Origin of the sequence: Chitinophaga sp. 180180018-3, from assembly GCF_037893185.1 — a bacterium.
In the GTDB taxonomy this organism is placed as follows: domain Bacteria; phylum Bacteroidota; class Bacteroidia; order Chitinophagales; family Chitinophagaceae; genus Chitinophaga.
In genome coordinates this window covers 7,657,895-7,684,524 of sequence record NZ_CP140772.1, presented here as the reverse complement: position 1 = coordinate 7,684,524, position 26,630 = coordinate 7,657,895, and the positions used below count along the sequence as shown (strand labels likewise).

The window sequence follows — 26,630 nt, the reverse complement described above, 5'->3', positions numbered from 1 at the left end:
ACTGAAAACAGGCAATGACGGAAGCACAACGTTTGAATATTTTAATGGCCAAAAAGATATCGGGCGAAGCTGACAGCGATGAACTGGCAGAACTGGAACACCTGCTGTTGTGCTCTTCCGAAATGAAATATGCCTTTTCTGTGGTCGAAGAAATTAGCGGTATACAGGAAGCTGCCGGCTTTACTCCGGAAGAAGAAGCCGCGCTGCTGGCCAGTGGACGGCTCAGTATGGAGCAATGGCTGCAGGAACAACCGGCAATTCCAGTGAAGCGCCGGCTGTTGCCCTGGAAAACCATCAGCGTTGCTGCGGGCATCTGTTTGCTGGTAACCGCAGCCTGGTATAAATGGCCATCTAAAACTACCGCGCCTGTTGCCGATGAACTCCGCGACGAAGTGGCTACCACCAACGGCGCCAAATCAAGGCTGGTATTACCGGATGGCTCTACTGTAATGCTGAATGCCTGTAGCCGGTTACGATACGACAGCCGTAAATTCCTCGAAGGGAAAAGAGAGGCTGTATTAATTGGTGAAGGCTATTTCGATATCAAACATGATCCTGGTCATCCCTTTGTGCTTCATACAGGGAAGGTAGCGATCACGGTACTGGGAACGGCTTTCAATGTAAAAGCCTATTCCAGCGATGCCACTGTGGAAACCACGCTGATCAACGGAAAAGTGGAAGTGGCTTTCCCCGATCCTCAATCCGGGAAATTGCGTAAAGTGCTTTTAAATCCTCTCGAAAAACTAACTTTCAATAATACAGACAATACGCCCGGGCAGGCTTCATCCATTACTGCTCCTGTTCACCAGGTTACTGAAATTGCCCCTGTTGTATCTAATACACAACAGGCTACTGCCTGGCTGAATGACACTTTCAGCTTTGAAAAAACTTCTTTCGAAGATCTCTCACACGATCTGGAAAGATGGTATGATGTTACCATCATTTTCAAAAATGAAATATATAAAAAAGAAGTATTTACAGGAGCCTTCAGAAAACAGGGACTGGCAGACATCCTGCAGGCACTACAGCTGATGTCGGGGTTCCGTTACAAGTTCGATACCGACAAAAAAGAAGTCTGTATCTGGTAGTTGTTCACTTATTGTCCGTGCCGGAAGGCCGATTATTCACTTGTCAAAATCCATCAAAAATGGACAACTAACAATTGTATATATTTTTTAATGCCAACAAAAAAGGGAAATGCAGCCACATTCCCCCTTTTTAACGCTGGCTAAATAACGTAAACCGATCCTCTACGATACGGTAATGGATAATTATTTAACCTAACGAAACAAATTTATGAAAAAAATTTATTGGTGGCCTTCCCCTGTTCCAATATGGGACAGGAGAAAACTCCTGATGCGTATGAAACTTACGTCTGTCTTACTTCTTGCCGGCTTTATGCAGTTAAGCGCCCATGGGTATTCCCAGGAAAAGATCAGTGTAGATTACAACAATATCAACATTGAAAGGCTTCTGAATGCCATCAGTAAAAAAAGTGATTACACATTTCTGTACAAGAACAATGCTATTTCCGAACGGCGGATCAGCATCCGGGTCAGCAATGCTTCTATCACAGAGGTGCTGAACAAAGCACTGGAAGGCACTTCGCTGCAGTACAAGATCATGCCCAATAACCTGGTAGTGATCATGAAAGCAAACGATGTTATGAAAAACATCGAGGTGAAAGGTAGTATCAAAGATGAGTTGGGTACTCCGCTGATAGGCGTGACTGTGAAGGTAAAAGGCACTGCACAGGGCGTGACCTCCAATGTAAAAGGGGAATACCAGATAGAAGTACCGGAAAATGCGGTCCTGGAATTCTCTTATGTGGGTTATCAAAGCTTCGAACTGCCTGTTAAGGGCGCTGCTGGCTTCAATGTTACGATGAGCGCCAATACCAGTGGCCTGAATGAAGTACTGGTAGTAGGTTATGGCCGTCAGAAACGGGTGAACCTGAGCGGGGCGGTAGATAACATTTCCGGAAAAGCGCTGGAAAGCAGGCCCATTACCAATTTAGGTACCGGCTTGCAGGGGCTGATTCCCAACCTGAATATCAATATCAACAACGGTCGCTCTTCTTCTGCTCCCGGTTTTAACCTGCGTGGTTATACTTCATTAAACGGAGGCGATCCGTTCATCCTGGTCGACGGTATTCCTTTCTCTGCAGATGAGGTTTCCCGCCTGAACCCCGCTGATGTGGAAAATGTATCTGTGCTGAAAGATGCGGCATCTGCGGCCATATATGGCGCCAGGGCGGCTTTTGGCGTGGTACTGATCACTACTAAATCTGCAAAAGATGGCCAGCTGGCTGTTAGCGTCAACGCTAACTATGCCGTGCGCACACTGGGCAGCGTACCCAAAATCATCACAGATCCGTTGATCACCATGCAGATGAAACACGACGCCGCTACACCACTGTACGACCTGTATCCTGGTGCTGTCAGGGAATATGCCGCCAAACGCTCTAAGGACCCGTCTTTACCCGCTGTGATCGTGGATCCTAATAATCCTAATGCTTACGCCTACTTCGGTACCACCGACTGGCTGCATGAAGTATATAACAAATCAGCTCCTGCGTATACCGCGAACTTCAGCATCTCCCGCGGAGACGGAAAACTTAATTATTATCTCTCCGGAGAATATTACAAACAGGATGGAATGCTGCGTTCCAACCCGGATATCTATACCCGCTATAACCTCCGGGCCAAGGCCACGTATACCTTCAACGACCGGCTAAAAATAGGTACCAACACTACCTATACCAATATGATCTATGATCAGCCATCGAATGCGATGGATTATCTCTTCTTCCATAATGCCAACAGAACGCCTTCTCTCTCCGTACCCCGTAACCCGGATGGTACCTGGACATCAGACGGCGCCGCACTCCTGGGCAGACTGGAATCCGGCGGACGCGACAATTACAACAGCAGCGAGTTTCTGGCGAATTTCAATACTGAAATCGGGTTGATAAAAAAAGTGTGGACACTGAAGGCTGATGCTACTTTCAGAAGAAGTAACGGCGCTGAAAGACTCTTCGTAGTGCCTGTTCCTTACCGCACAGGACCTGGCCAGCCATTGCAGTATACCGATGGAAACCAGTCGTATGCCTATAACAGCAACGGACAAACGAAGTACACCGTATACAACGTTTATTCCGACTTCAACAAAAAATTTGGCAAACACGAACTGTCGGCTTTGCTCGGATTCAACCAGGAGTACTGGTATAACGTAAACTACGGCGTAAAGGCACAAGGCCTGATCAGTCCTACCTTCCCCACCATCAACCTGGCTACCGGCGCCGTTTCTCAGAATGAAAACATTTCTGACTGGGCAGTACGTGGTATATTCTACCGCCTCAACTATTCTTACGACGATAAATATCTCCTGGAATTCAATGGTCGCCGCGACGGATCTTCCAGGTTCCCGCAGAACAACCGCTGGGGCTTCTTCCCATCTGCTTCTGCTGCCTGGGTGATCTCAAAAGAAAAATTCTTCCAGCCGGTTAATGAAGCATTAAAACTCGACTTCCTGAAGATACGCGGTTCTTATGGCTCTCTGGGCGATCAGACCTACCTGACCTACGGTTACCTCGCTACCATGCCCTCCAACAGGGTGGGAGTAATACTCGATGGCAACAGACCAATCGGCGTTTATCAGCCTAATCCGGTTACGCCCACCTATACCTGGCAAAAAGTAAGATCCATCAATGGTGGGGTGGATGTAGCCCTGCTGAAAGAAAGATTAAGCCTCAGCTACGACAGGTACACCCGCTTTACAGAAGGCATGTTCATCAAAAGCAAGACCCTGCCTGCAGTATATGGTGCTAAAGAACCGGCTACCAATGCCGCCGATCTGAAAACCAGGGGCCAGGAGTTGAGCATTATGTGGAGAGATCAATTCAATATCCACAAAGATCCTTTCTTCTACAGCATCAAACTGGCGCTTGCAGACAGCCGTACTTTCATTACCAAATACGACAACCCTATAGGATCACTGGATGATTATTATGTTGGACAGGAGATAGGAGAGATCTGGGGCCTTGAAACAGAAGGTTTCTTCCAGAATGAAACCGAATTAAAAAATCACGCAGATCAATCCAAAGTAGGTACCCCTGATCAGGGCTTTAAATTTTATGTGGGTGATCTCAAATTCAAAGATCTCAACGGCGATGGCGTGATCAGCTATGGTAAAAATACACTGGCGGATCATGGCGACAAACGCATCATTGGTAATAATGCTGTCAGATTCCCGTATAGTATTGATATCAACACAGGCTATAAAGGGTTCGATCTGCGCCTTTATCTTCAGGGAATTGGCAAACGCGACTGGTACCCGAATCCAAGCAATCACTACTTCTGGGGAATATATGCGCAGCCGTGGACCAATGTGCAGGTGCATAACATGGATTACTGGACACCGGAGAATCCGAATGCCTATTTCCCGCGTGTTAAATCCTATATCGCAGAAGGAGCAACCGAATTGGGCGCACCACAGACCCGTTACCTGCAGAACGCTGCTTACCTGCGCCTGAAGAACATCACGCTCGGTTATACGCTGCCCAAGAAATTAACAGACAAAATGAAGATAGCACGCCTGAGATTTTACTTCAGTGCAGAAAACATCTTCACCATCTCTCACCTGAGAGCGAATATAGATCCGGAAGGACTGGATGGGGCCATTTATCCGTTCCAGAAAACCTATTCTGCCGGCTTAAACATGAACTTCTAAAAAATGAACATCATGCATCGGTTTAAATTATATATCAGCAGCCTGGCTGTAATAACAGGGTTAGCAACGATTTCCTGTAATAAAGATTTTCTGCAGCGCCTGCCGCAGACATCGATCACGCCGGAAGCATTCTTCAATACGCCCAAAGACCTGGAAACATATACCAACAGCTTCTATGCAAATGCCTATTACGCTACAGACGATATCAATTCCGATAACGTTTCCAGCTACAGCGGCGCAGGAGAAATGGATCTGATGATGGAAGGCCGGCTGGATCCGGTTACCGTGGGCAACACCGGCTGGAACGACTGGAGCTCGCTGCGCAGTTATAACTTCATGTTGGGCAACGTCTACAAAACACAGGGCGACCCTGCTGCCATCAATCACAACATCGGCATCGCCCGTTTCTTCAGGGCCAGGTTCTATGCAGAAAAAGTAGCGCGCTATTCTGACGTGCCCTGGTATTCCGCCGCACTGAGCAATGTGGATTCGGCTTTATATAAGCCCCGTGATCCACGGGCCCGGGTGGTAGACTCTATCCTGGCTGATCTGCAGTATGCCGTGGATAATATCAAACCGGACCTGGGCAACAGAACACGTGTCAGCAAATGGACAGCACTGGCGCTGAAAGCCCGCTTCTGCTTATTTGAAGGTACTTTCCGGAAATATCATGATGAGCTTAAACTGACAGATGCCAACCGTTTCCTTGACAGTGCCGCCAGGGCATGCCGTCAGATCATGAACAACAGCAGCTTTGCCGTTTACAATACAGGTAAGAACGGAGCCGATTTCCAGGCATTGTTCTCCAGTCCTACACTGGCGGGGAATCCGGAAATGATCCAGTGGTTCGATTGCCAGCAAAGCCTGGGCATAGGGAACAATACACATAGTGTACTTGGCTGGATGTGGTCGTTGAGCCGCAGCCTGATGGAAAGTTACCTGATGAAAGATGGTACCCCATTTACCTCTCAGCCGGGATATGCAGCAAAAGGTTTTGTGGAGGTGTTCAAAGACCGCGATCCACGCCTTGCTGAAACCATCGCTTACCCTGGCTTTTCCACCACCAATAATAATGTGCTGTATCTTGCCAAGCCCAACCTGGGAGGCTACGATCAGTTGAAATTTTATCCCCGCGACCCGGCGCTGCGCCAGGGTTGGGGGGCCAATTACACCGGGCTGCCTGTTTACCGTTTTGCCGAAGTATTGCTGAATTATGCTGAAGCGATGGCAGAACTGGGCCTGCTTACGCAGTCTGATCTCGACAATTCCATCAACAAACTGAGAGCCAGGGTAGGAATGCCGAATTTGTCGCTCGCTATTGCCAACGCCAATCCCGATGCCACCATGGCTGCAGCTTATCCGCTCGTAGGTGGTGCCAATAAAGGAGTACTGCTGGAGATCCGCCGCGAACGCCGGGTGGAGATGGCCTGTGAAGGGCTGCGTCTTAACGATGTCAATCGCTGGGCTGCCGGTGCGCTTCTCGAAAAAGGCCAACAGGGCATGTATATTCCGCAGTTGGGAGGTATTGATTTGTCGGGAGATGGTATTGCGGATATCATTCTGCTGAACAATCCGGCCGACACTACGCCGATTGCCGGTATGCCGGCCGATCTGAGAGGCAAACTTTCCAGATTCTACCTGAAGGATAAAGACGGAAAGGATAATAATTTCTACCTGGAAAATAATACTTCAGGTCATATCCTGTTCACCCGTAATCGTGATAATCAGCGTTCCTTCGTTTCGCCTAAGTATTATTACCGGCCGATCCAGGATGCGCAACGGGTATTGAATCCTAATCTGACCCAGATATTTAACTGGTAAAAATAATATCACCATATCCGGCGAGGCTGACCATTACTTTTTGGTCAGCCTCTTTTTATTCGGTAACCTGTTGAGGCGTCATAATCATTAAAATGATATCCCAATCCTTGATTTTACTTTTTTGTGCCCACAGTTTTTAAATTTTTTTAGAAAATTTTATGTGGATGAAATTGCGCAATTCTTCCGGATGACGTTATTTTTCCAACATCTGCTTTTTTGATTGATAACTGTGAGGCATATATTAAAATTCCTCATCCTGCTATAAAAATCTACTCCGGCGATATGCCCCCAAAAAAGAAAAATGAACTAAATAATGGTTGTTTAAACACTTAAAAATGCTTCTTTTTCAGGGCTGAAATCATTCATATATTAAATATTATAATGTTTATATAATAAATTGATATACAAATAATTAAAACTGTAAAAACACCGAAAAAGGGCAATATTTTCTATACATTGACCATATAAATTGTTAGCCTGACTAAGCTGTTATACTTTGAATTTCGATAGCAACAATTGCGGCCCGAAGGATGTTATAGGCAACAACAGAATAACCCGGGCATTGTTTGCACCTGGATCAAAATCTAAAAATTCCATTATGAATAAGCATTCACGTTATTGGAAACGGCCTTTCCGTTTTTGCTTCCGTTTCTAAATCCATTTTTACTTAGGCATCAATATTCCACAAACAAATAAAACTGATCTTATGAACAGAGTTCTATTTCGCAAAGTGCGTCTGTTATGCTCGTTATTGCTGCTGATAGCAGGCATAGCCAGCGCACAAACCAAAACTGTTGCCGGGAAGGTAACGGACGATAAGGGGGCCCCTATTCCGGGAGCTTCTATCCAGTTAAAAGGTACGAGTACAGGAACAGCAGCAGGTCCGGATGGAACTTTTAAGTTGAGCGTTCCCTCAAATGCCACCACGCTGGTAGTTACCTTTATCGGATTTACCACACAGGAAGTAAATATTGCAGGAAAATCGGCTGTTAATGTATCGATGCAATCGAGCAGCACCCAATTAACCGACGTAGTGGTGGTAGGGTATGGTACTGTCCGGAAGAAGGATATCACCGGTGCGGTGGCATCCATTCAGGCCAAGGACTTCAACAAAGGTACTTTCACGGCGCCGGATCAACTTATCCAGGGTAAGGTGGCAGGTGTGCAGATCCTTTCCAACTCCGGGCAGCCCGGTGGTGCTACCACTGTAAGGATCAGGGGTAATGCCGCGCTGACTGGTACCGGCCAGCCATTGTATGTAGTGGACGGTGTGCCGTTGGACGGGCGTTCTGCAAGACCGGGACTTTACGTACCCGAGCTGGGCAACGTGCCGGGAGGTAATGCGTTGAACTTCATCAACCCTTTTGATATTGCCAGCGTAGATGTATTGAAAGATGCTTCTGCAACAGCTATTTATGGTTCCAGGGCTGCCTATGGCGTGGTACTGATCACCACCAAAAGAGGTCAGGTTGGAGAACCCAAGCTGGATATAGGTGCATCCGTAGGTATCAGCTCTATCATGAAGCGCATCAAGGTACTTGATGGAGGCGAATATCGCCAGGCGTTGCAGAAATGGAACCTGGGAAATAGTGCCGATAAAGGTAGCAACGTAAATGCCCTTGATGCGATTTTACGTACCGCAGTTACACAAAACTATAACGCCGGTGTTAGCGGAGGCAGCGAAAATGCAAAATACCGCCTGTCTATTGGTATGCTGGACCAGCAGGGTATTATCAAAAAGTCTGATTTCAAAAAATACTCCGTAGGCCTCAACTCTGGTTTCAAATTCCTTAACAACAGAAGACTGGGAGTTGATTTGAATGTGATCGCCAACCAGTACCTCGAAAATATTCCTCCTATCACCAATGACGCCGGCTTTGGCAACAGCCTGATTGGGCAAGCGTTACAATGGAACCCTACAGAACCATTGTACAATGCTGATGGTAGCCTGAACATTAAACAAGGTAGTGCTGCAGTAAATCCAGTAGCTATGTCACGGGTTTACCACGACAGATCCAAAGTGACCACTATTCTCGGAAGTGTTTCTCCTTACTACAAGATCACTGATGACCTGGAATATCGTATGCAATACAGTATTAACTACAGCAGTGGTATCCGGAGAACAGCGGTAGATGGCAACATCAACCTCAATACCTTTGGTATTACGCCTCAATATCCCACCGGTTTGGGTTGGGCTAATATCGGCAACAATGAGTTGACCACGCAACAGGTAACCCACACCCTGACTTATAACAAGCAACTAAACCAGAATTTCAGGTTGAATGCACTTGTCGGATATGAGTACATGAAGTTCACCAATAAAGGAGCCTATATGAACGGGCTTGGGCCTGCGCAAACAGGTGGCTTCGGTAACTACGGCCTGGACCTTACAGATTATATCCAGTTCTCCAATGCCGCAGGCCGAAACATCACGTCTTTTGCAGATCCGATCTCAGAGTTGCAATCTGTATTCGGCAGGGTGACCCTGAATGCGAAAGACAGATACATGCTCACGGCTACTCTCAGGACAGATGGTTCCACTAAATTCGGTAAGAATAACCGTTATGGCTATTTCCCTTCATTTGCCGCAGCCTGGAATATCAGTAACGAAGAATTCTTCCATAAAGACGTAGTCAGCAACCTGAAACTGAGAGGCGGATGGGGTATCACCGGTAATCAGGAATTCCCTGCCGGCGCGTCTCAGGCCAGGTGGGCATTCCAGAACAACGGAGCCGTTGGCCAGAAATCCAACGACAACCCCGATCTGAAATGGCAATCTGACAAACAGTTCAATATCGGTTTGGACTTCGGTTTACTGAAAAATCGGATCACAGGTTCTGTGGACTATTTCCACAAAACTACATCTGATCTGCTTTATCCTACAACCGCTATTCAGCCGGCAGCCTCCCAATCAGTTGTAACCTGGAAAAACCTGGATGGCAAGATCATCAATAAAGGGGTAGAAGCCATGGTCAACGCCACTATTATTTCTCAGAAAAACTTCATCTGGGAAGTTGGTGCAAACGCTACCTTCCTGAAAAACAATGTTACCGGCATGAAAGCTCCCATCTATACAGGTCAGTTGAACGGCCAGGGTGTTTCCGGTACATTGGTGGAAATCATTTACAATAACATGCCCATCAATGCTTTCTATACAAGAACATTTGGCGGTATCGATAAGGATGGTCAGTCTATTTACCCGAACGGTGATAGCCTAAGTTATCAGGGAAATCCGAACCCTTCTACACTACTGGGTTTTACTACTACGCTTACTTACAAAAAACTGACGCTCACTGCTAACCTCAACGGCGCATTTGGGCACAAGATCTATAACAATACATTCAACAACGTGGTGAATCTAAGCAACCTGAGGGGAACCCGTAACATTGCAGAAGCATTCTACAATGCTCCTGTACAGGAATCGCTTTCCAATCGTGTTACTTCCTCTTCCCGGTTTATTGAGAACGGCAACTACGTAAAACTGTCTAACCTTTCACTGGCTTACGCTATCGGCGATATCAGCCATGTAGTTAAAGGACTGAATGTTTACCTGACCGCTCAGAACCTGTTTGTGATCACCAAGTTCAGGGGATTTGATCCTGAGGTAAATGTGGATAAAGGTAGTGGTACACCGGGTGCAGATTCAAAAACCGGCATGTCTACAGCTGGTGGTGTTCCATCCGCAGGTATTGAATACCAGCCTTACCCATCTGCCCGCACATTTACACTGGGGGTTAATTTTTCTCTCTAATCCAAAAACATTGCTTATATGAACCACGTAACAAAATATTTTCTACTCACCGGCATACTGTTGATTTCAGCCTGTACCAAGCTGGATGAAAAACTCCAGGGAGAGGCAACCACAGAACAGGTGGGCGGTAGCGGCGGATCAGCAGACGCCCTGCTGAAAGGTGTATATAATTCGATGCGCTTGCCATATCAGAATAATGATCAGGTATTTGCACTGTCTGAAATGAGTACCGACGAGCAGATAGCTCCTACCAGGGGCGGCGACTGGGATGATAACGGCGTATGGCGCGTATTGCACTCACACCAGTGGGATGGCGACAATATCCATATCCGTGATGCTTTCAACAACCTTGGAGGTGTAGTATATACCGCTACTAACATTCTTCAGTTCAGCCCTTCCAAACAGCAGGCAGCAGAAGCCAGGTTTCTGAGAGCCTTTGCCATGTTCAGTATGCTGGATCTCTTTAACCAGGTACCATACAGGGAGCCGGGAGAAAAAGTAACAGTACCGGCGAAAGTAAGAACCGGAGCAGAAGCCCTGGACTACATTATGTCTGAAGTGACTGCAGTGATGAATGATCTTCCTGATGTGGCTGCAGATAAACACAATATCACCAAGGCCAATCAGGATGCAGCGAGAATGTTGCTGATGAAATGCTATCTGAATAAGGGAGTGATCGCCAACCGGGCTACTCCTACCTTCAATGCTGCGGATATGGCAAAAGTTGTGGAGCTGGCTGATGCTATCATCACCAGTGGCAGATACAGTTTCAGTGCAAATTACTTCGACAACTTTGCACCAAACAATGGCGCTATTTCGAAAGAGAATATCTTCACTGCTGAAAACATCGGCGGTGTGGACGCAGGCGACATACGCTCTGTTTGGCATACTGTAATGCACTACAACCAAAATCCTGCAGGATGGAATGGCTGGGCCACACTTTCCGACTTCTACAACAAGTTTGAAGCTGCAGATGTAAGACGCGGAGCAGCTTATACTACTAACGGACCCGGTAACCCTGGTAAACGAATCAATGTCGGATTCCTGATTGGTCAGCAATATGATCTGACAACCAATGCGGCTTTAACCGACAGAACAGGTGCACCATTGATATTCATCCCGGAAGTACACAGCATTGAAACCGGTGCCAACCTGGAGGTTACAGGTATCCGGGTAGTTAAATACTGCCCTGATTATGTGAACGATGGTAATGGAAAAGTTGAGAATGACTTTGTGTATTACCGCTATTCTGATGTATTGCTCATGAAAGCTGAAGCATTACTCCGCCAGGGAAATACCGCCGGCGCACTCGTTCCGGTAAACATCCTACGTGTTGCCCGCAACGTTGCTCCATGGGCCAGTGTAACCCTGGATCAGCTGCTGGATGAAAGAGGACGTGAGTTTTACTGGGAATGCAGCAGACGATCTGACCTGATCCGCTTTGGAAAATTCTTACAGCCCTGGCAGGAAAAACCAACAGACGATCCTAAATATCTGCTGTTTGCCATACCCAGCCAACAGCTGGCCGTTAATCCGAACCTGAAGAAAAACCCAGGATACTAATAATCCGTAAAGAGCCATTGCCAAAATGGCAATGGCTCTTTACACTATAAGTTTTTTTGATTAAGCGTTACAACAAAACCGCATCCTTCCACTCACCTTCTCGCTTTGTTTTCCAATGAGCGGCTGACCGCTCCGGCGATTCTAACGTATAGTCAACTCAAAAAAGTGCGGATAGGCTCGGTGTGGAATGTTGATGCAGCCTGTTACCGGACCGGAGGTAGTGCAGCAGCTATCTCCGGCGGGGCAGGCAAAGGCTAAAAACCATCCAGTAATACATATCTTTTCCGAAACAGCTCTTTCTGCATTTGCGTCTTCACATCAATATTCATCACGGGTACATCTTCCCCTTGAATAGCAGGCCACTCCGGCAATCCCTTTCCATTTGGATTTCCTTTTTTGATGAAATTGGCGAAATAATCCTGTAAGATGGCCGACACTTTATAGTCGTCAGGTGTCCAGGCAAATACTTTGTTGGTGGCAAGATTACCCAAAGCATATTCTATTTCTGCTGAATGCACCGCACCTTTTGCTCCGGGGCGGGGACGGGAATAAAGGTAGCGATACACCGGTTTGGTATTGGTCTTTGCCTGTTGATCTATCCACTTCCAGGTACTGAAACCGATAAAGCGATCGCTGGCCAGGTCGCCGGCCACCTTCTCTACTGCGGCATCTGTGGCTGCCTGATAGGTTTCCAGCACCTGTGCTGCTTTTTCTCCGTACAGGCGTTGCACTGCCTTCGCAAAATTCTCTTTCGTGGGCGGCTGATTTTCCAGTATGCCGCGATAGTTCGACTCTTCCGAATTCCAGCCTGCAAGCAGGGGAACATGCGATTGTTTTCCCGCAGCGTAGATGTTATACACGCTTTCAGGCAGGAAGTATCCATCTATCACCGGGGAAATGCGGAACGGCCCGAACTTAGTGGCAGCTTCCAATATCTTCTCTGCCGGAAGCGCCCGTAAATCGGTAAGGGATGAGGCGTTCACACTTTCTGCAAACTGTTTACCAGTGCTTTCGCCATTGCTCAGCGGCACTGCCGGCAGCGTGCCAAGCAAAGAACCACTTTCTCCGATCGCACCGGCTATCAGCGTCCGGGAAAGGGGAGATGCCATCAATGCACTAACGGATATCGAACCCGCCGATTCTCCTGCAATGGTGACGCGCTCCGGATCACCGCCAAACGCAGCGATGTTTTCCCACACCCATTTCAAGGCCGCTGCCTGATCCAGGAAACCGTAATTCCCGGAGGCATGCACCGGAGATTCAGCAGTCAGCCCGGGATGCGAGAGAAAGCCGAAAACGCCGAGCCGGTAATTCACCGTCAGTGTAACAATTCCTTTCCTCGCCATATTTTCTCCATCGTAGCGCGGTTCAGAACCATCGCCGGCAACAAGGCCGCCGCCATAAAAATACACCAGCACCGGAAGGCGCTCCGCCGCTTTCTTTGCAGGGGTCCATACGTTGAGGTAAAGACAATCCTCGCTCATCCCATCTGAGCGAAACACCATATCCCCGAAAATAGGTGGCTGCATGGCACGGGGTCCGAAGCTGGCAGCCTTTCGAACGCCATCCCAGTTGCTTGCCGGCTGTGGCGCTTTCCATCGCAGATCGCCCACGGGCGGCGCCGCGTAAGGAATACCTTTGAAAGAAAGGATACCACTTTTTTCTACCGTGCCTTCAACAATACCATTTGCAGTTTTTCTCTGGTTAACCTGATGTTGGGCTTGTGTAAATGCCATGTGCATAACGAGGAAGGTAAATAGGAAAATGTTTTTCATAATGATCATCTTAATTTCCGGGAACAATTTTCCACCAGCGTTTACACAAAACTCTTTCGTTGCATATACTCCTGCTTGAACGCCTGTGGAGTTTTCTTTTTAAAATTCTTGAACTGACGGTTGAAATAAGAAATGCTGTTATAACCACTCATAAAACAGATTTCCGTTACGCTGAGATCTTCTTCCTGCAATAGCTTACAGGCATGTCCTATTCGTAACTCATTCAGAAAATGTGTAAAATTCTTGCGCGTACGTTTTTTAAAATAACGGCAGAATGCAGAAGGGCTCATATTAATGGCATTCGACACTTCATTGGTGGAAATCGGATCTGTGAAATGCCGCATTACAAATTCATAAATCCGGTTGACGCGCTCGGAATCCTTTACGTTAATCCCCGTGGCACCCTGACTGGAAAGCAGGCGGCAGTCGGCCGAGCCGGCCACCACATGCAATATCGACAATAACTGCAGCAGGCGGTCCATTCCGTCGCTGTCTACAATCTGATGCATTTTCCCTGCTACTACTTCACGGGTACGGCCGGTGATACAGATGCCCTGCCTGGATCTGTCGAGTAGTTTTTTAATCCCTGCTGTTTCAGGCAATCCGAAAAAGCTGCTGCCCAGGAACTCCCTGTTGAACTGGATCACGAGCGATTTCGCTTCCAGCGAAGGATCATTGGCGTAATAAGCAGCACCGTTCCTGTACCAATGCGGCAGGTTGGAACCCAGCAATACCAAATCTCCCGGAACAAAATCCGTAATACTGTCGCCCACAAAGCGTTTCCCATCTCCCTTCAGCACCAACACCAGCTCACACTCCGGATGAAAATGCCAGGGCGTATCGAAATAAGGAGAACAGAACACCTGAACGGCGAACGACGCATCTGTTGAAACCGGTACCTTTTGTAAAATCGCTTTCATATGACCGTTTTTGGTCGGGCTATAGCACTAATATAATCTATTTGGCCTGCTAATTCCCAAAAATGGTCAAAATAGTGCAGGTAATGTCTCTTAAAGTGTTGGTTTGATCAGTTATTTTGGAAGAAATTTGATTCATGCAAGCAGATATCACGATCAACTATCAACCTCAGCTTCCTGTGCATCCACGACCTATCGCCATTATCGGTGCAGGCGGCATTGTAGAAGGGGCACATCTGCCGGCCTACCGCAAAGCCGGCTGGGAGATAGTAGCCATCTGCGATCCTGCCCTGGAAAAAGCGCAGCAGCTGGCTACGCAATTCAATATTCCACGTGTATATAACAATACTGCCGAACTGATAGCAAACGTACCCACGGACGTTATTTTCGATATTGCCGTACCAGCTTCGGTACTGCCCTCCATACTGGAACAACTGCCGCAGAAAGCGGTAGTATTGATGCAGAAGCCAATGGGAGAAACCCTGCCGGCGGCCGACAACATCATGCAGCTTTGCCGTCAAAAACAGTTTATTGCTGCCGTAAATTTCCAGATGCGTTTCATCCCTGCTGTTGCCGCCGCCAAAGATATCATCAGCCAGGGCCTGATAGGTACCCTCCACGATATGGAGATCCGCATGAACATCTATCACCCGTGGCATCTGTGGGAATTCCTCTTTGGTATCCCGCGCATGGAAATGCTGTATCACAGCATCCACTACATGGATCTGCTGCGCTATTTCCTGGGAGAGCCGGACAGCATCTATGCTAAAACGGTGCAACACCCCAAAATGATGCAGCTTGCATCTACCCGCTCAGTGATCATACTGGATTACAATGATGCGGTAAGGGCTTTCATCAATACCAACCACGGTCATGAATTTGGCCTGAAGCACCAGGATTCGTTCATTAAATGGGAAGGCACCAAAGGCGCCATCATCACCACGCTGGGCCTGAACATCGATTATCCTCACGGTGTGCCGGATACTTTTGAATACGTGCTGCTGGAAAACGGCAAGCCACCGGAGTGGAAGCCGGTGCAGTTAAACGGCACCTGGATGCCGGATGCGTTTCTTGCATCCATGGCCAATCTCATGTGCTACGCAGAAGGAACGTCATCAATATTGGTCAACCATATAGACAGCGCATACAAGACCATGCAGCTGGTGGAAGCGGCCTATGCTTCCAGCGATGCAGGCGGTACGACGATTCAACATCAGATATAATTTTTACGGAGAACAACAGGTAAGCAACTGCACCCGCAGGTGCCTGGGATTTCTTTGCTCTAATTTTTCAAATGCAACAATGTATGGATAATCGGTTAAACAGGTATAGCAGTGTGCTTACGCAGAACATCAGTCAACCTTCTTCCAGGGCCATGCTTCATGGGGCTGGCCTCACACCGGAAGATCTTAACAAACCCCAGACAGGCATTGCCAGCGCGGGTTTTGAAGGAAACCCTTGTAATCTTCATCTCAATGCGCTTGCCGCGATAGTAAAGCAGGGCGTTACCGATGCGGGTATGGTAGGACTGATCTTTAACACCATCGGAGTAAGCGACGCACTCACCATGGGCACGGCAGGCATGCGTTTCTCGCTGCCCTCACGCGACATCATCGCAGATTCAATTGAAACCATCGTCAATGCTCAGTGGTATGATGGACTGATCACCATTATGGGCTGTGATAAAAATATGCCCGGCGCCGTTATGGCCATGTGCCGGCTGAACCGCCCTGCCATCATGGTATACGGAGGCACCATCGGGTCTGGTATTTACAAAGACAAAAAAATCAACGTGCTTTCAACGCTGGAGGCCTATGGGGAGAAGCTGGCCGGTAAATTATCATCTGCCGATTTTGAGGGCATCATCCGCAATGCCTGCCCCGGCGCCGGCGCTTGTGGCGGCATGTATACCGCCAATACCATGTCGGCCGCCATAGAGGCGTTGGGACTTTGCTTGCCATACAGCTCTTCCAATCCGGCACTGAGCAAGGAAAAAGAAAAAGAATGCCTGGAGGTTGGACAGGCATTATATCGCTTGCTGGAGAAGGATATTAAGCCAAAAGATATTCTCACAAAAGCCTCCTTCGAAAACGCCATCACGCTAACAATGGCGCTGGGAGGCTCTACCAATGCGGTGCTTCATCTTATCGCCATCGCAAGGGCGGCAGACATAGCACTGGGACTCGACGATTTTCAGCGAATCAGTAACAGCACCCCGCTGTTGGCCGATCTGAAACCCAGCGGAAAATATCTCATGGAAGATGTACACCAGGCAGGAGGTATACCAGCCATCATGAAAACGTTGCTGGAAGCAGGTTTCCTGGACGGCAACTGCCTGACGGTGACCGGTAAAACACTCGTTGAAAACCTGCAGGAGGTTCCTCCCGCAGATCCTGCCAGGGGCATATTACACCCGATTTCCCAGCCACTGAAGCCCAATGGGCACCTGCAGATCCTGTATGGGAACCTCGCCCCGGAAGGAGCCGTAGCGAAGATCACAGGAAAAGAAGGAGAATTTTTTGAGGGCCCGGCCAAGGTATTCGACGGAGAGTTTGCCGCCATCGCAGCCATAGAACAACAACAGGTAGTTCCGGGCGATGTAGTGGTGATCCGTTACGAAGGCCCACGCGGCGGCCCTGGTATGCCCGAAATGCTGAAAGCCACGGCCACCCTCATGGGAGCAGGCCTGGGCAAAGATGTAGCAGTGGTTACCGATGGCCGTTTCTCCGGTGGCACGCATGGTTTTGTAATTGGCCATATTACACCGGAAGCATACGATGGCGGACTGATTGCCCTGTTGCAAAACGGCGACAAGATCACCATCAACACCGTGAACAACAGTATTGAAGTTAGTTTAACAGACGAGGAAATTGCCCGCCGCAGATCGGCCTGGCAGCCACCTGCGCTCAAATATCAAAAGGGGGTATTGTATAAATACAGCCTCACGGTTTCATCTGCTACCGAGGGCTGTGTAACAGACGAACTATCCTGGTTGCGCAAGCTGGCATCACAATACAAAACAGCCAAGACATGAACCATCTCCTGACCGCCATTCCCGTTATTGATACACATCTACATCTCTGGGATCCCCTCCGGCTGGAATATCCATGGCTGGAGGAGTTTCCCGGGATACACCGGCCATATCTCATAACAGATTATCAACAGGCAACCGCCGGCGTTCCCATCAGCGGTATGGTATTCGTGCAGGCCGAATGCCGCCCTGATCAATGCTTACAGGAAATTGAACTGGTAATGCAACAGGCGCAGGCCGACGATCGTATCCGTGGCATCGTTGCCTATGCACCACTGGAACAGGGCAGGGCAGTAGCTACGATGCTGCACGAACTCACCGGCAACCCGCTGGTAAAAGGCATCAGGAGAATGTATGACGATGATCCCCGGCTATGTTGCAGCACCGGTTACCTCGATGCGTTGCAACTGCTGCCGGAATATCATCTTTCTCTCGATATCAGTGTAAAGCCGCATGCCATACCACATACCATCAACATGATAGCCGCCTGCCCGGATACGCCGTTTATACTGGACCACCTTGGCAAACCGGATATCAGGAACAACAGACTGGACGACTTCAAAAGAAACGCAGACAAACTGGCTGCATTCCCGAATCTTTGCGCCAAATTATCCGGGCTGATCACAGAAGCCGCACATACAGGCTGGACACCGGAGATACTGGCGCCATATATCCACCACGCCTTTAGTTGCTTCGGCCCTGAACGTTTGCTGTTCGGCAGCGACTGGCCCGTGCTGTTGCTGGCCGGCACTTACCGTCAATGGCTCGAAGCTTTACTACAGGCACTCTCAACATGTACACCAAAAGAACTGACAGGCTTATTCCATGAGAATGCTGTAAGAATTTACCGGCTCTGATCAACAGCGCCGGCAAACGATGAATGTTCACACTTCGCCACCACCACCAGAATCATTTATCCACCACCAGAATCAATTATTCAGTCATGACCAGAATCTCCAGTCGGGCATCATGCCCGCACGCACTCCAATTGCTCCTTTCGCTGCTACTAACCTGTCTGTTGCAGCTGTATGCACCAACCACTCACGCACAATCACTGACCGTTTCAGGTGTTGTGAAAGACGACAAAAACAATCCCATCCCGGGAGTTACCGTAATGGTAAAAGGTTCTCAAACCGGTATGAATACCGGCACCGACGGACGTTACACATTGTCCGTTCCCGGAAAGGAAAGTCTGCTCACCTTTAGTGCCATCGGTTATGCGCCGCGTGAAATCCGCTGCGATGGCAGAACCGTGATCGATGTTTCACTGGAAGAAGCATCCACTGCACTCGGTGAAGTAGTGGTAGTTGGGTACGGCACGCAGAAAAGAGTAAACCTGACCGGTTCTGTTGCCACTATTAATGGCAAAGAGCTGGAAAAACAGCCGGTAGCCAATATCACCAACAGTATCGCCGGCCGCCTTCCGGGTGTGATTGCCACCAACCCCAGCGGAAAGCCCGGTAGCGGCTCCATACTGCAGATCAGGGGCGTCAGCACGCTGAACGATAACTCCCCGCTCATCGTGGTAGATGGCATCGTTCGTAATACCATGGACGACATCGATCCTGCTGATGTGGAAAGTTTCTCCGTATTGAAAGATGCCTCCGCAGCGGCTGTATATGGCGCACGCGCTGCTAATGGCGTCTTTCTTATTACTACCAAACGCGGTCATAAAGGCAAGCCCGTGATCAATTATTCCGGTATGGCCGGTATACAGCGTCCTACCGGTTATCCGCGGATCATGAGTCCGTACGAATATGCGGTATACCGTAACCAGGCCCTTCAGAACCAGGGCAGCTCTCCGGTTTTCACCGATGCAGAACTGGCAGATTTTAAATCCGGTAAAACCGGCACCAACTGGTATAAGGAAACGTTCCGGCAGAACAGCCCGCAAACCAAACATAACCTCTCTGTTAACGGCGGCAACGGGGCCATTCGTTACTATGCTTCATTGGGCTATACCGATCAGGAAGGTATGTACAACCATATCAGCTATCAGCGCTATAACCTGCGCGCCAATATGGATGCGGATATTACGAAAACACTCACAATAGGCCTTAACCTGTCGGGCGAACAGGGACTGACCTCCACACCTGGTTTCGATGAATTCTTCATCTTCGCGGAAGCGCTGCGTACAAGGCCCGATGTGCCGGCCTATACGCCCAGTGGCCATCCGTACAATGCCAACGGCCCGCATCCGGTACAGATTGTAAACGGTTCCGGCTACCGCCACACCACCGACAACCAATATGCCGGTACCATCTTCTTCGATCAGCAGCTTCCCTTCATCACCAAAGGACTCTCGCTGAAAGGTACTGCTGCCGTGATAAAGGATCATCTTTTCGATAAGTATTTTGCCACCCCTTACCTGTTGTACAATGAAGACAACCAGGGCAATGTTACCGGCGTAAAAGCAGTTGGTTCTCCGGCATCTCTTACCGAAACCTATACTCCGCTGACTACTACCACCTATAACATTTCTCTCAATTATGCAGGTGCCTTCAACAAACATTCCGTAGGGGCGTTACTGTTATATGAACAATATGGTATCCAGGGCGATAACCTGCAGGCCACCAAAGCCGACTTTCCGAATACACTGAGGGATGAACTGTACTACAGCGGTCCGGCTAACCAGAGTGTGACCGGTACCAGCCTGCTGAAAGATGCCCGCCGCAGCCTTGTGGGACGTGTGAATTACGCCTATCACGACAAATACCTGCTGGAAGGTTCTTTCCGCTACGACGGATCGTACCGCTTCCCGCGTAATCATCGCTTCGGCTTCTTCCCGGCAGTATCAGCCGGATGGCGCATATCAGAAGAATCCTTCTTTAAAAATGCCGCAGCATTACAATTTGTGAATAGCCTGAAACTACGTGTATCCAAAGGCGTTATAGGTAACGACCGGGTAGATGCTTTCCAGTTCCAGGACATTTACAACATCAATACCAGCAGTGGTCCCATCATGGACGGCAAAGCCGCATCAGCCCTGAATTACGGCGTATATCCGAATACCGGTATTACCTGGGAAAAACAGGACAACAATAACATCGGGCTCGACGCAGAACTCTGGAAAGGCCTGCTGGGCATTGAATTCGATTACTTCTCCCGGTCTACCAAAGATATCCTCTGGAGCCGGGTAAGGTCAGTACCCGCTACATTTGGCCGCAGTCTTCCTGCAGAAAATTATGCCCAGATGAAAAGCCACGGTATGGAGTTAAGTCTTTACCATCGCAACAACATCGGTGCAGTCACTTACGACATACGCCTCTCTGGTAGTTTTGCCACTAATAAAGTGACACAGATAGATGATCCTGCCAATGCCCTTGATTTCCAGAAACAATTGGGCAGGCCGCTCGGGTTTGTAGCAGGTTATCATGCATTGGGCATTTTTAAAAGCCAGAAAGAAGCAGAGGATTGGTTCGGTGGATCCCAGTTCGGACAACATTCACTGGCTGGTGATATCAAATATGCCGATGTTAATCATGACGGGAAAATAGATGCGCAGGATCAGGAAGTACTTTCCAACTATGGCAATACCCCACGCATTATGTACGGCCTGGCCGCAGGCTGCAGTTACAAAGGTTTCGATCTGCACTTCCTGATACAGGGCGCCGCACTGCGCACTTTCATGTTGCAGGGAGATGCCCGGACCATGTTCACAAACAGCGAGGGTAACAGCTTCGCCTATTTCACTGACAGCTGGACATCACAAAATCCCAACGCCAGATTTCCGCTGGCATGGATAGGCGGCCGTTCTATGAATAACCGCGATTCAGACCTCTGGCTGCGCAAAGCCGGCTATGCCCGTCTTAAATCGATAGACCTGGGATACAATTTCGCCAACACCCTGCTCAAAGGAAGCGGTATACAACGGTTAAGGCTATACGTATCTGCATTTAATCTTTTTACCTGGAGCCAGCTGAAAGAGTTTGATCCTGAAGCAGTGACAAGAGGTGCAGGCGGCTATTATCCGCAACAGAAAAACTTTAATGCAGGCATTGATCTTACTTTCTAAATCAGTTACACATGAAACGTTATCATTTCATTTATATATACCTGTTAGTGTTACTGGCCGGGGCAGCCTGTAACAAGGATTTCCTCGACCCGCGCAATCCGGACTCCATCGCACCTGATGAAGCCCTGCATGATGCCGGGCTGACAGAGCTGATCGTAAACGGCATCTACAACGACCTGCTGGGATGGAGCCGCAACCTGTACATTGCTACAACAGACGCCACAGATGAAGCCAGAACCGACTATCCGAGCGAAGTTGCGTGGCAGATATTACGGGGCGACTGGGACGCCACCAACAATCCGATGGACGTGTGGGGCAATCTTTACGCCAGCATCCGGAAGGCTAATGAATTCCTTTCAAAGATAGATGCGGCTACTATCGACGATGGCACCCGCAAACGACTGAAGGCGGAAGTCCGCTTCCTGAGGGCTTTCCAGTATTTTAATTTAGTAAAGAGATATGGCGCCGTACCGCTGATTACCAAACCACAGTCGCTGAACGAAGATTTGCAGGTAGGCCGTAACAGCCTTACCGAATGTTTTGCATTTATCTCATCTGAGCTGGATGCAGCCGCAGCCGACCTGCCGGCCAATGTTATCAGGGGAAAAGCTGGGAAAGGTGCCGCATTGGCGTTGAAATCAAGGGCGCTGCTATATCAGGCCAGTCCGCTTTACAACGAGAAAAATGATGCTACCCTCTGGAAACAGGCTGCTGATGCAGGAAAAGCTGTGATGGACATGAATATGTACGCCCTGTATCCGGATTTGAAACAGCTGTGGCAGGACATGTCTTCCGGTAACAAAGAACCCATATTTGAAGTACAATATAAAATGCCCGAAAAATACCATGGCTGGGACGCTATGGTAACGCCGCTGGTAATTGCCAATGGAGATGCGGGCCATGTTGCCCCTCTGCAGGAGTTAATCAATGCCTTTCCGATGAAAAACGGCAAACGCATCATGGAGCAGGGGAGTGGTTATAATGCGGCTGATCCTTATGTTGGCAGAGACGACCGTTTCTACGCGGATATAGGTTATAACGGCGCCAAACGCAGAGGAATGCTGAACGGCGCGCTGACAGAAATCACCCTGCTGATTTACAAAGGAGGACGCGATTATGATTCCGTTGCATCCGGACAGGTATACAATACCATTACCGGTTATTATACACTGAAGATGGTAGATCAATCCAACACCATCTATACCTGGGGCTATGGCAGTGTGCAGCCCTGGCTGGAAATACGTTATGCAGAAGTGCTGCTGAATTACGCCGAAGCGCAAAACGAATCCCAGACTGCCCCCGATGTTAGTGTATACGCTGCCGTGAATGCAGTCAGACGGCGGGCTGGTATCCAGAACGATATCCCGGCAGGCAGCCTTGATAAAAGCAGCATGCGGGATCTTATCAGGAACGAACGGTATGTGGAGTTTTGTTTTGAAAATCAGCGTTATTGGGATCTTCGCCGCTGGAAAACGGCCGTGGGCACGCTTAGTGGCAAGCGGGGCAATGGCATGGTGATCACCAAACAGGCAGGTGGAGGCTTTACTTATGCTGTCCATCCTGTAGACCCACAGGATGCGGTATTCTCAGAAAAAATGTATTTTATGCCGATCCCGTTTGATGAGATCAGCAAGAATAAAAAACTTGAACAGAATCCCGGATGGTAATCATGAAAAAAACTTTCATTCTATTCATGGCAGGGCTGCTGGCTATATTACAGCTTGCAGCCCAGTCGGTTCCTGTAAATACACGGCTGCTGCATGGCATGTGGCCGGCAACCTGGATCACCTGTCCTGGCGCACCCGCCCGGGATTATGGCGTATACCACTTCAGGAAGGCGTTTTCGCTGGAAGCTAAACCGGCACATTTCATTGTACACGTCACTGCGGATAACCGTTACCGTTTGTTCGTAAATGGTAAGCCGGTGTGCAGCGGCCCTGCCCGGGGCGACCTCTACAACTGGTATTTCGAAAGCATCGATATTGCCCCTTATCTCAAACAGGGCAACAATACCATTGCCGCCCTCGTCTGGAATATGGGTACACTGGCCCCTGTAGCGCAGGTCTCCAACAGTACCGGTTTCCTGCTACAGGGAGATACCGAAAAAGAATATGCTGTGAATACCGGCAACGGCTGGAAGGTGCTGCACGACAGCGCCTACACGCCCTGCTCTACCGATAACGGCGCCCGGTTGCATGCCTACATTGTAACAGGCCCGGGAGATGCCGTGCAGGGCAACAGCTATCCCTGGGGCTGGGAACAGCCGGAATATAAAGACGATGCCTGGGCGGCAGCCGTTCCGGTTGGTACCGGTACCACACCCGTGGGCTATGGCACCGACAACTACTGGACGCTCGCTCCCCGCAACATTCCGCTTTTTGAAGAAACACAGCAGCGTATACAGGTGATCAGGCGTTCGAGCCAACCGGTTAGCCCCGCATTCCTGACCGGCGCAGCACCACTGAGCATCCCTGCCAACAGCCACCTGCGCATCCTCCTGGATCAGACCTTCAATACCGTAGCCTATCCGGAATTGCATACCAGCCGGGGCAAAGATGCAGTTATAAAACTCACTTATGCAGAAGCGCTGTTTGATAAAGACGGACAGAAAGGTAACCGCAGCAGCATTGAAGGCAAGGAGATACTCGGCAACTACGATATTTTTCAACCCGATGGCGGGAGCAACCGGACATTCCGCCCGCTGTGGTTCCGGACTTACCGGTACCTGGAGCTGGAGATCAGTACTGGCACCGAACCGCTGGAAATTACAGACCTCTATGGTATGCGCACCGGATATCCGCTGCAGCTGAAAGCATCGTTCAGTTGCAACGACAGCAGTCTGCGGCAGATATGGGAAACTGGCTGGCGCACCGCACAGCTATGCGCAGGAGAAACTTATTTCGACTGCCCCTATTACGAGCAGCTGCAATACGAAGGAGATACCCGCATACAATCGCTCATTTCACTTTATACCAGTGGCGACGACCGGTTGATGCGCAAGGCGTTGCTCGACTTCTACCATTCCCGTACACCAGATGGCCAGCCACAGGGCAGATACCCGAGCAACAGGCTGCAGGTAATTCCTACCTTCTCGCTGTTCTGGGTCACGATGATACATGACTACTGGATGCAACGCCAGGACGACGCTTTTCTGCGACAGTTCATGTCGGCCGTAAAAGACGTGCTGGACTGGCACGAGCGAGGCATAGATTCTGCCACCGGTATGCTGGGACCGTTGAGCTGGTGGAGCTTTATAGATTGGCTGCCCGGCCTCGACAACTTCAGTAATGGTCAGGAAAACAACAGCGCTATCCGTACGCTCCATTATGCGTTTACGTTAGCGCAGGCAGCACAGTTGGCAGACTATTTCGGACAAAAAGAAAACGCCGCTCACTGGCGCCAGCTGGCGGCATCGCTCAACCAGCATACCTATCAGCTTTGCTTTGATCAGGGCAAAGGCATTTTCGCAGATGCGCCGTCGAAGAAGAGTTATAGTCAGCATGCCAACATCATGGGCGTGCTCAGCGGGGCAATATCCGGCAGCCAGATACACAGCGTGCTCGACAAAGTGTTGACAGATAAAAGTCTGAGCCAGGCTACTTTCTACTATCGTTTCTACCTGACGCAGGCACTGAAGCAGGCAGGTATGGCCGATGTATATTACAGTCAGCTGGGGCCGTGGCGCGACATGCTCGCATTGGGTCTTACCACTTTTGCAGAAAAGCCGGAGCCGACCCGTTCAGATTGCCATGCCTGGGCATCCAGTCCGAACTACGATTTTCTTGCAACCATCTGCGGCATCATGCCCGATGCGCCGGGGTTCCGGCGGGTGTTGATAGCACCTGCACCAGGAGCGCTTACCACGATCAACGGCAGCCTGCCACATCCCGCAGGCAGTATAACGGTATCGCTTAAACGAAAAAATGAACGGGGGATCAGTGGGGTGGTAACGCTCCCACCGGGCCTCACCGGCAGGTTCAGCTGGCGTGGCAGAGAAGTAGCGTTGCATGAGGGAAGTCAACAGATCAATTTCTAAATAAAGGATATGAAGAAAAAATGCCTGACACTGCTCATCTGCTTAACAGCAATGGCCAGCTATGCACAACAGCAGTTCCCGCTTTACCCTGATAGCATTCCCAATGCCACAGGTGCGCCGGACGAGGAACAGCGCCGGCCCGATAAAGTAGTGGATACCGTAGTATCGAAAGTATCCCGGCCCACACTTACCGTTTATCAGCCACCGGCAGGCAAGGCCAATGGTACCGCTGTGATCATTTGTCCGGGTGGCGGTTACCATGTTCTCTGCATCAAAATGGAAGGTGAAAAAATAGCAAAGGCATTCAACAAAATGGGAGTAACCGCATTTGTGCTCAAATACCGGATGCCGGATCCGCACACCATGCGGGATCCTTCCATAGGGCCGCTGCAGGATGCGCAACAGGCAATTCTTACCGTACGCAGTCAGGCTGCCCGCTGGCATGTTAACCCCGCGCGGATTGGTATCATGGGCTTCTCCGCCGGAGGCCATCTGGCATCTACAGCAGGAACACATTTCTCACATGCTTACATCAATAATCCTGCAGGCATCAGTCTACGTCCGGATTTCATGGTGTTGGTATATCCTGTTGTCAGCTTTTCAGATAGCATCGGGCACATCGGATCGCGGAACAATCTGCTTGGCGCAACGCCTTCTCCTGATCAGGTCAGGTTGTTTTCCAATGAGCTGCAGGTAACAGCTGCAACGCCTACTACGTTCCTGGTTCATGCAACTGATGATACGGTTGTGCCGGTAGAAAACAGCCTGCAGTTTTACGGAGCATTGCACCGCAATAAAATACCCGCCGCTATACACATTTACGAAAGAGGGGAGCATGGTTTTTTAGGTAACCCGCCATTCGATGAATGGTTTGGCCGTTGCCTGTACTGGATGAAGGATAAGGGCTGGCTGAAGAAGTAAAGAATTACGAATTAAAAATTACGAATTACGAAATAGCGGGGAGATCTTGGCGATTGATAATACTATTTA

General features: G+C 49.2%; 14 protein-coding genes. 12 read left to right on the top strand and 2 right to left on the bottom strand.

Going from position 1 to position 26,630, the window contains the following annotated elements:
* Positions 1-14: 14 nt before the first annotated feature.
* The 5 genes from UNH61_RS30415 to UNH61_RS30395 all read left to right on the top strand — a co-directional run bounded on the left by UNH61_RS30415 (position 15) and on the right by UNH61_RS30395 (position 11,866).
* Positions 15-1,088 (top strand): FecR domain-containing protein, encoded by a 1,074-nt coding sequence (locus tag UNH61_RS30415; RefSeq protein WP_326995794.1) that lies wholly within the window; start codon positions 15-17, stop codon positions 1,086-1,088.
* Between the two features lie 208 nt (positions 1,089-1,296).
* Complete coding sequence (locus tag UNH61_RS30410; RefSeq protein WP_326995793.1) at positions 1,297-4,731, top strand: SusC/RagA family TonB-linked outer membrane protein; 3,435 nt, start codon at positions 1,297-1,299, stop codon at positions 4,729-4,731.
* 12 nt (positions 4,732-4,743) lie between these two features.
* Positions 4,744-6,552: a RagB/SusD family nutrient uptake outer membrane protein gene (locus UNH61_RS30405; protein ID WP_326995792.1), complete on the top strand. Its 1,809-nt coding sequence runs from the start codon at positions 4,744-4,746 to the stop codon at positions 6,550-6,552.
* Positions 6,553-7,258: 706 nt separating this feature from the next.
* On the top strand, positions 7,259-10,303 hold the full coding sequence (locus UNH61_RS30400) for a SusC/RagA family TonB-linked outer membrane protein (protein WP_326995791.1): 3,045 nt from the start codon (positions 7,259-7,261) through the stop codon (positions 10,301-10,303).
* Positions 10,304-10,321: 18 nt separating this feature from the next.
* Positions 10,322-11,866 carry a RagB/SusD family nutrient uptake outer membrane protein gene (locus tag UNH61_RS30395; RefSeq protein ID WP_326995790.1) on the top strand — a complete coding sequence of 515 codons (1,545 nt, stop codon included), beginning with the start codon at positions 10,322-10,324 and terminating at the stop codon, positions 11,864-11,866.
* 254 nt (positions 11,867-12,120) lie between these two features.
* Here the strand turns inward: UNH61_RS30395 and UNH61_RS30390 are convergent, their stop codons facing one another.
* Together UNH61_RS30390 and UNH61_RS30385 are read right to left on the bottom strand one after the other, a co-directional pair.
* Positions 12,121-13,641, bottom strand: coding sequence for a carboxylesterase/lipase family protein (locus UNH61_RS30390; RefSeq protein ID WP_326995789.1), 1,521 nt, complete (start codon positions 13,639-13,641; stop codon positions 12,121-12,123).
* A gap of 41 nt (positions 13,642-13,682) precedes the next feature.
* The gene (locus tag UNH61_RS30385; RefSeq protein WP_326995788.1) at positions 13,683-14,561 is read right to left on the bottom strand and encodes an AraC family transcriptional regulator; all 879 of its coding nucleotides are present in this window, start codon (positions 14,559-14,561) and stop codon (positions 13,683-13,685) included.
* 134 nt (positions 14,562-14,695) lie between these two features.
* Here UNH61_RS30385 and UNH61_RS30380 point away from each other — a divergent pair, with 134 nt between their 5' ends.
* From UNH61_RS30380 to UNH61_RS30350, 7 genes are all read left to right on the top strand, one after another.
* The gene (locus UNH61_RS30380) at positions 14,696-15,781 is read left to right on the top strand and encodes a Gfo/Idh/MocA family oxidoreductase (RefSeq protein ID WP_326995787.1); all 1,086 of its coding nucleotides are present in this window, start codon (positions 14,696-14,698) and stop codon (positions 15,779-15,781) included.
* Between the two features lie 83 nt (positions 15,782-15,864).
* Positions 15,865-17,592: a dihydroxy-acid dehydratase gene (gene ilvD / locus UNH61_RS30375; RefSeq protein ID WP_326995786.1), complete on the top strand. Its 1,728-nt coding sequence runs from the start codon at positions 15,865-15,867 to the stop codon at positions 17,590-17,592.
* A complete protein-coding gene (locus UNH61_RS30370; protein ID WP_326995785.1) occupies positions 17,589-18,446 on the top strand; it encodes an amidohydrolase family protein in 858 nt (285 codons plus the stop codon). The genes ilvD and UNH61_RS30370 overlap by 4 nt, the downstream gene beginning before the upstream one ends.
* An 86-nt stretch (positions 18,447-18,532) precedes the next feature.
* Positions 18,533-21,604 carry a TonB-dependent receptor gene (locus UNH61_RS30365; RefSeq protein ID WP_326995784.1) on the top strand — a complete coding sequence of 1,024 codons (3,072 nt, stop codon included), beginning with the start codon at positions 18,533-18,535 and terminating at the stop codon, positions 21,602-21,604.
* Between the two features lie 11 nt (positions 21,605-21,615).
* Positions 21,616-23,271 (top strand): RagB/SusD family nutrient uptake outer membrane protein, encoded by a 1,656-nt coding sequence (locus UNH61_RS30360; RefSeq protein ID WP_326995783.1) that lies wholly within the window; start codon positions 21,616-21,618, stop codon positions 23,269-23,271.
* A 2-nt stretch (positions 23,272-23,273) separates the two neighbouring features.
* Complete coding sequence (locus UNH61_RS30355; protein WP_326995782.1) at positions 23,274-25,640, top strand: alpha-L-rhamnosidase C-terminal domain-containing protein; 2,367 nt, start codon at positions 23,274-23,276, stop codon at positions 25,638-25,640.
* Between the two features lie 9 nt (positions 25,641-25,649).
* Positions 25,650-26,561, top strand: coding sequence for an alpha/beta hydrolase (locus tag UNH61_RS30350; protein WP_326995781.1), 912 nt, complete (start codon positions 25,650-25,652; stop codon positions 26,559-26,561).
* Positions 26,562-26,630 lie beyond the last annotated feature (69 nt).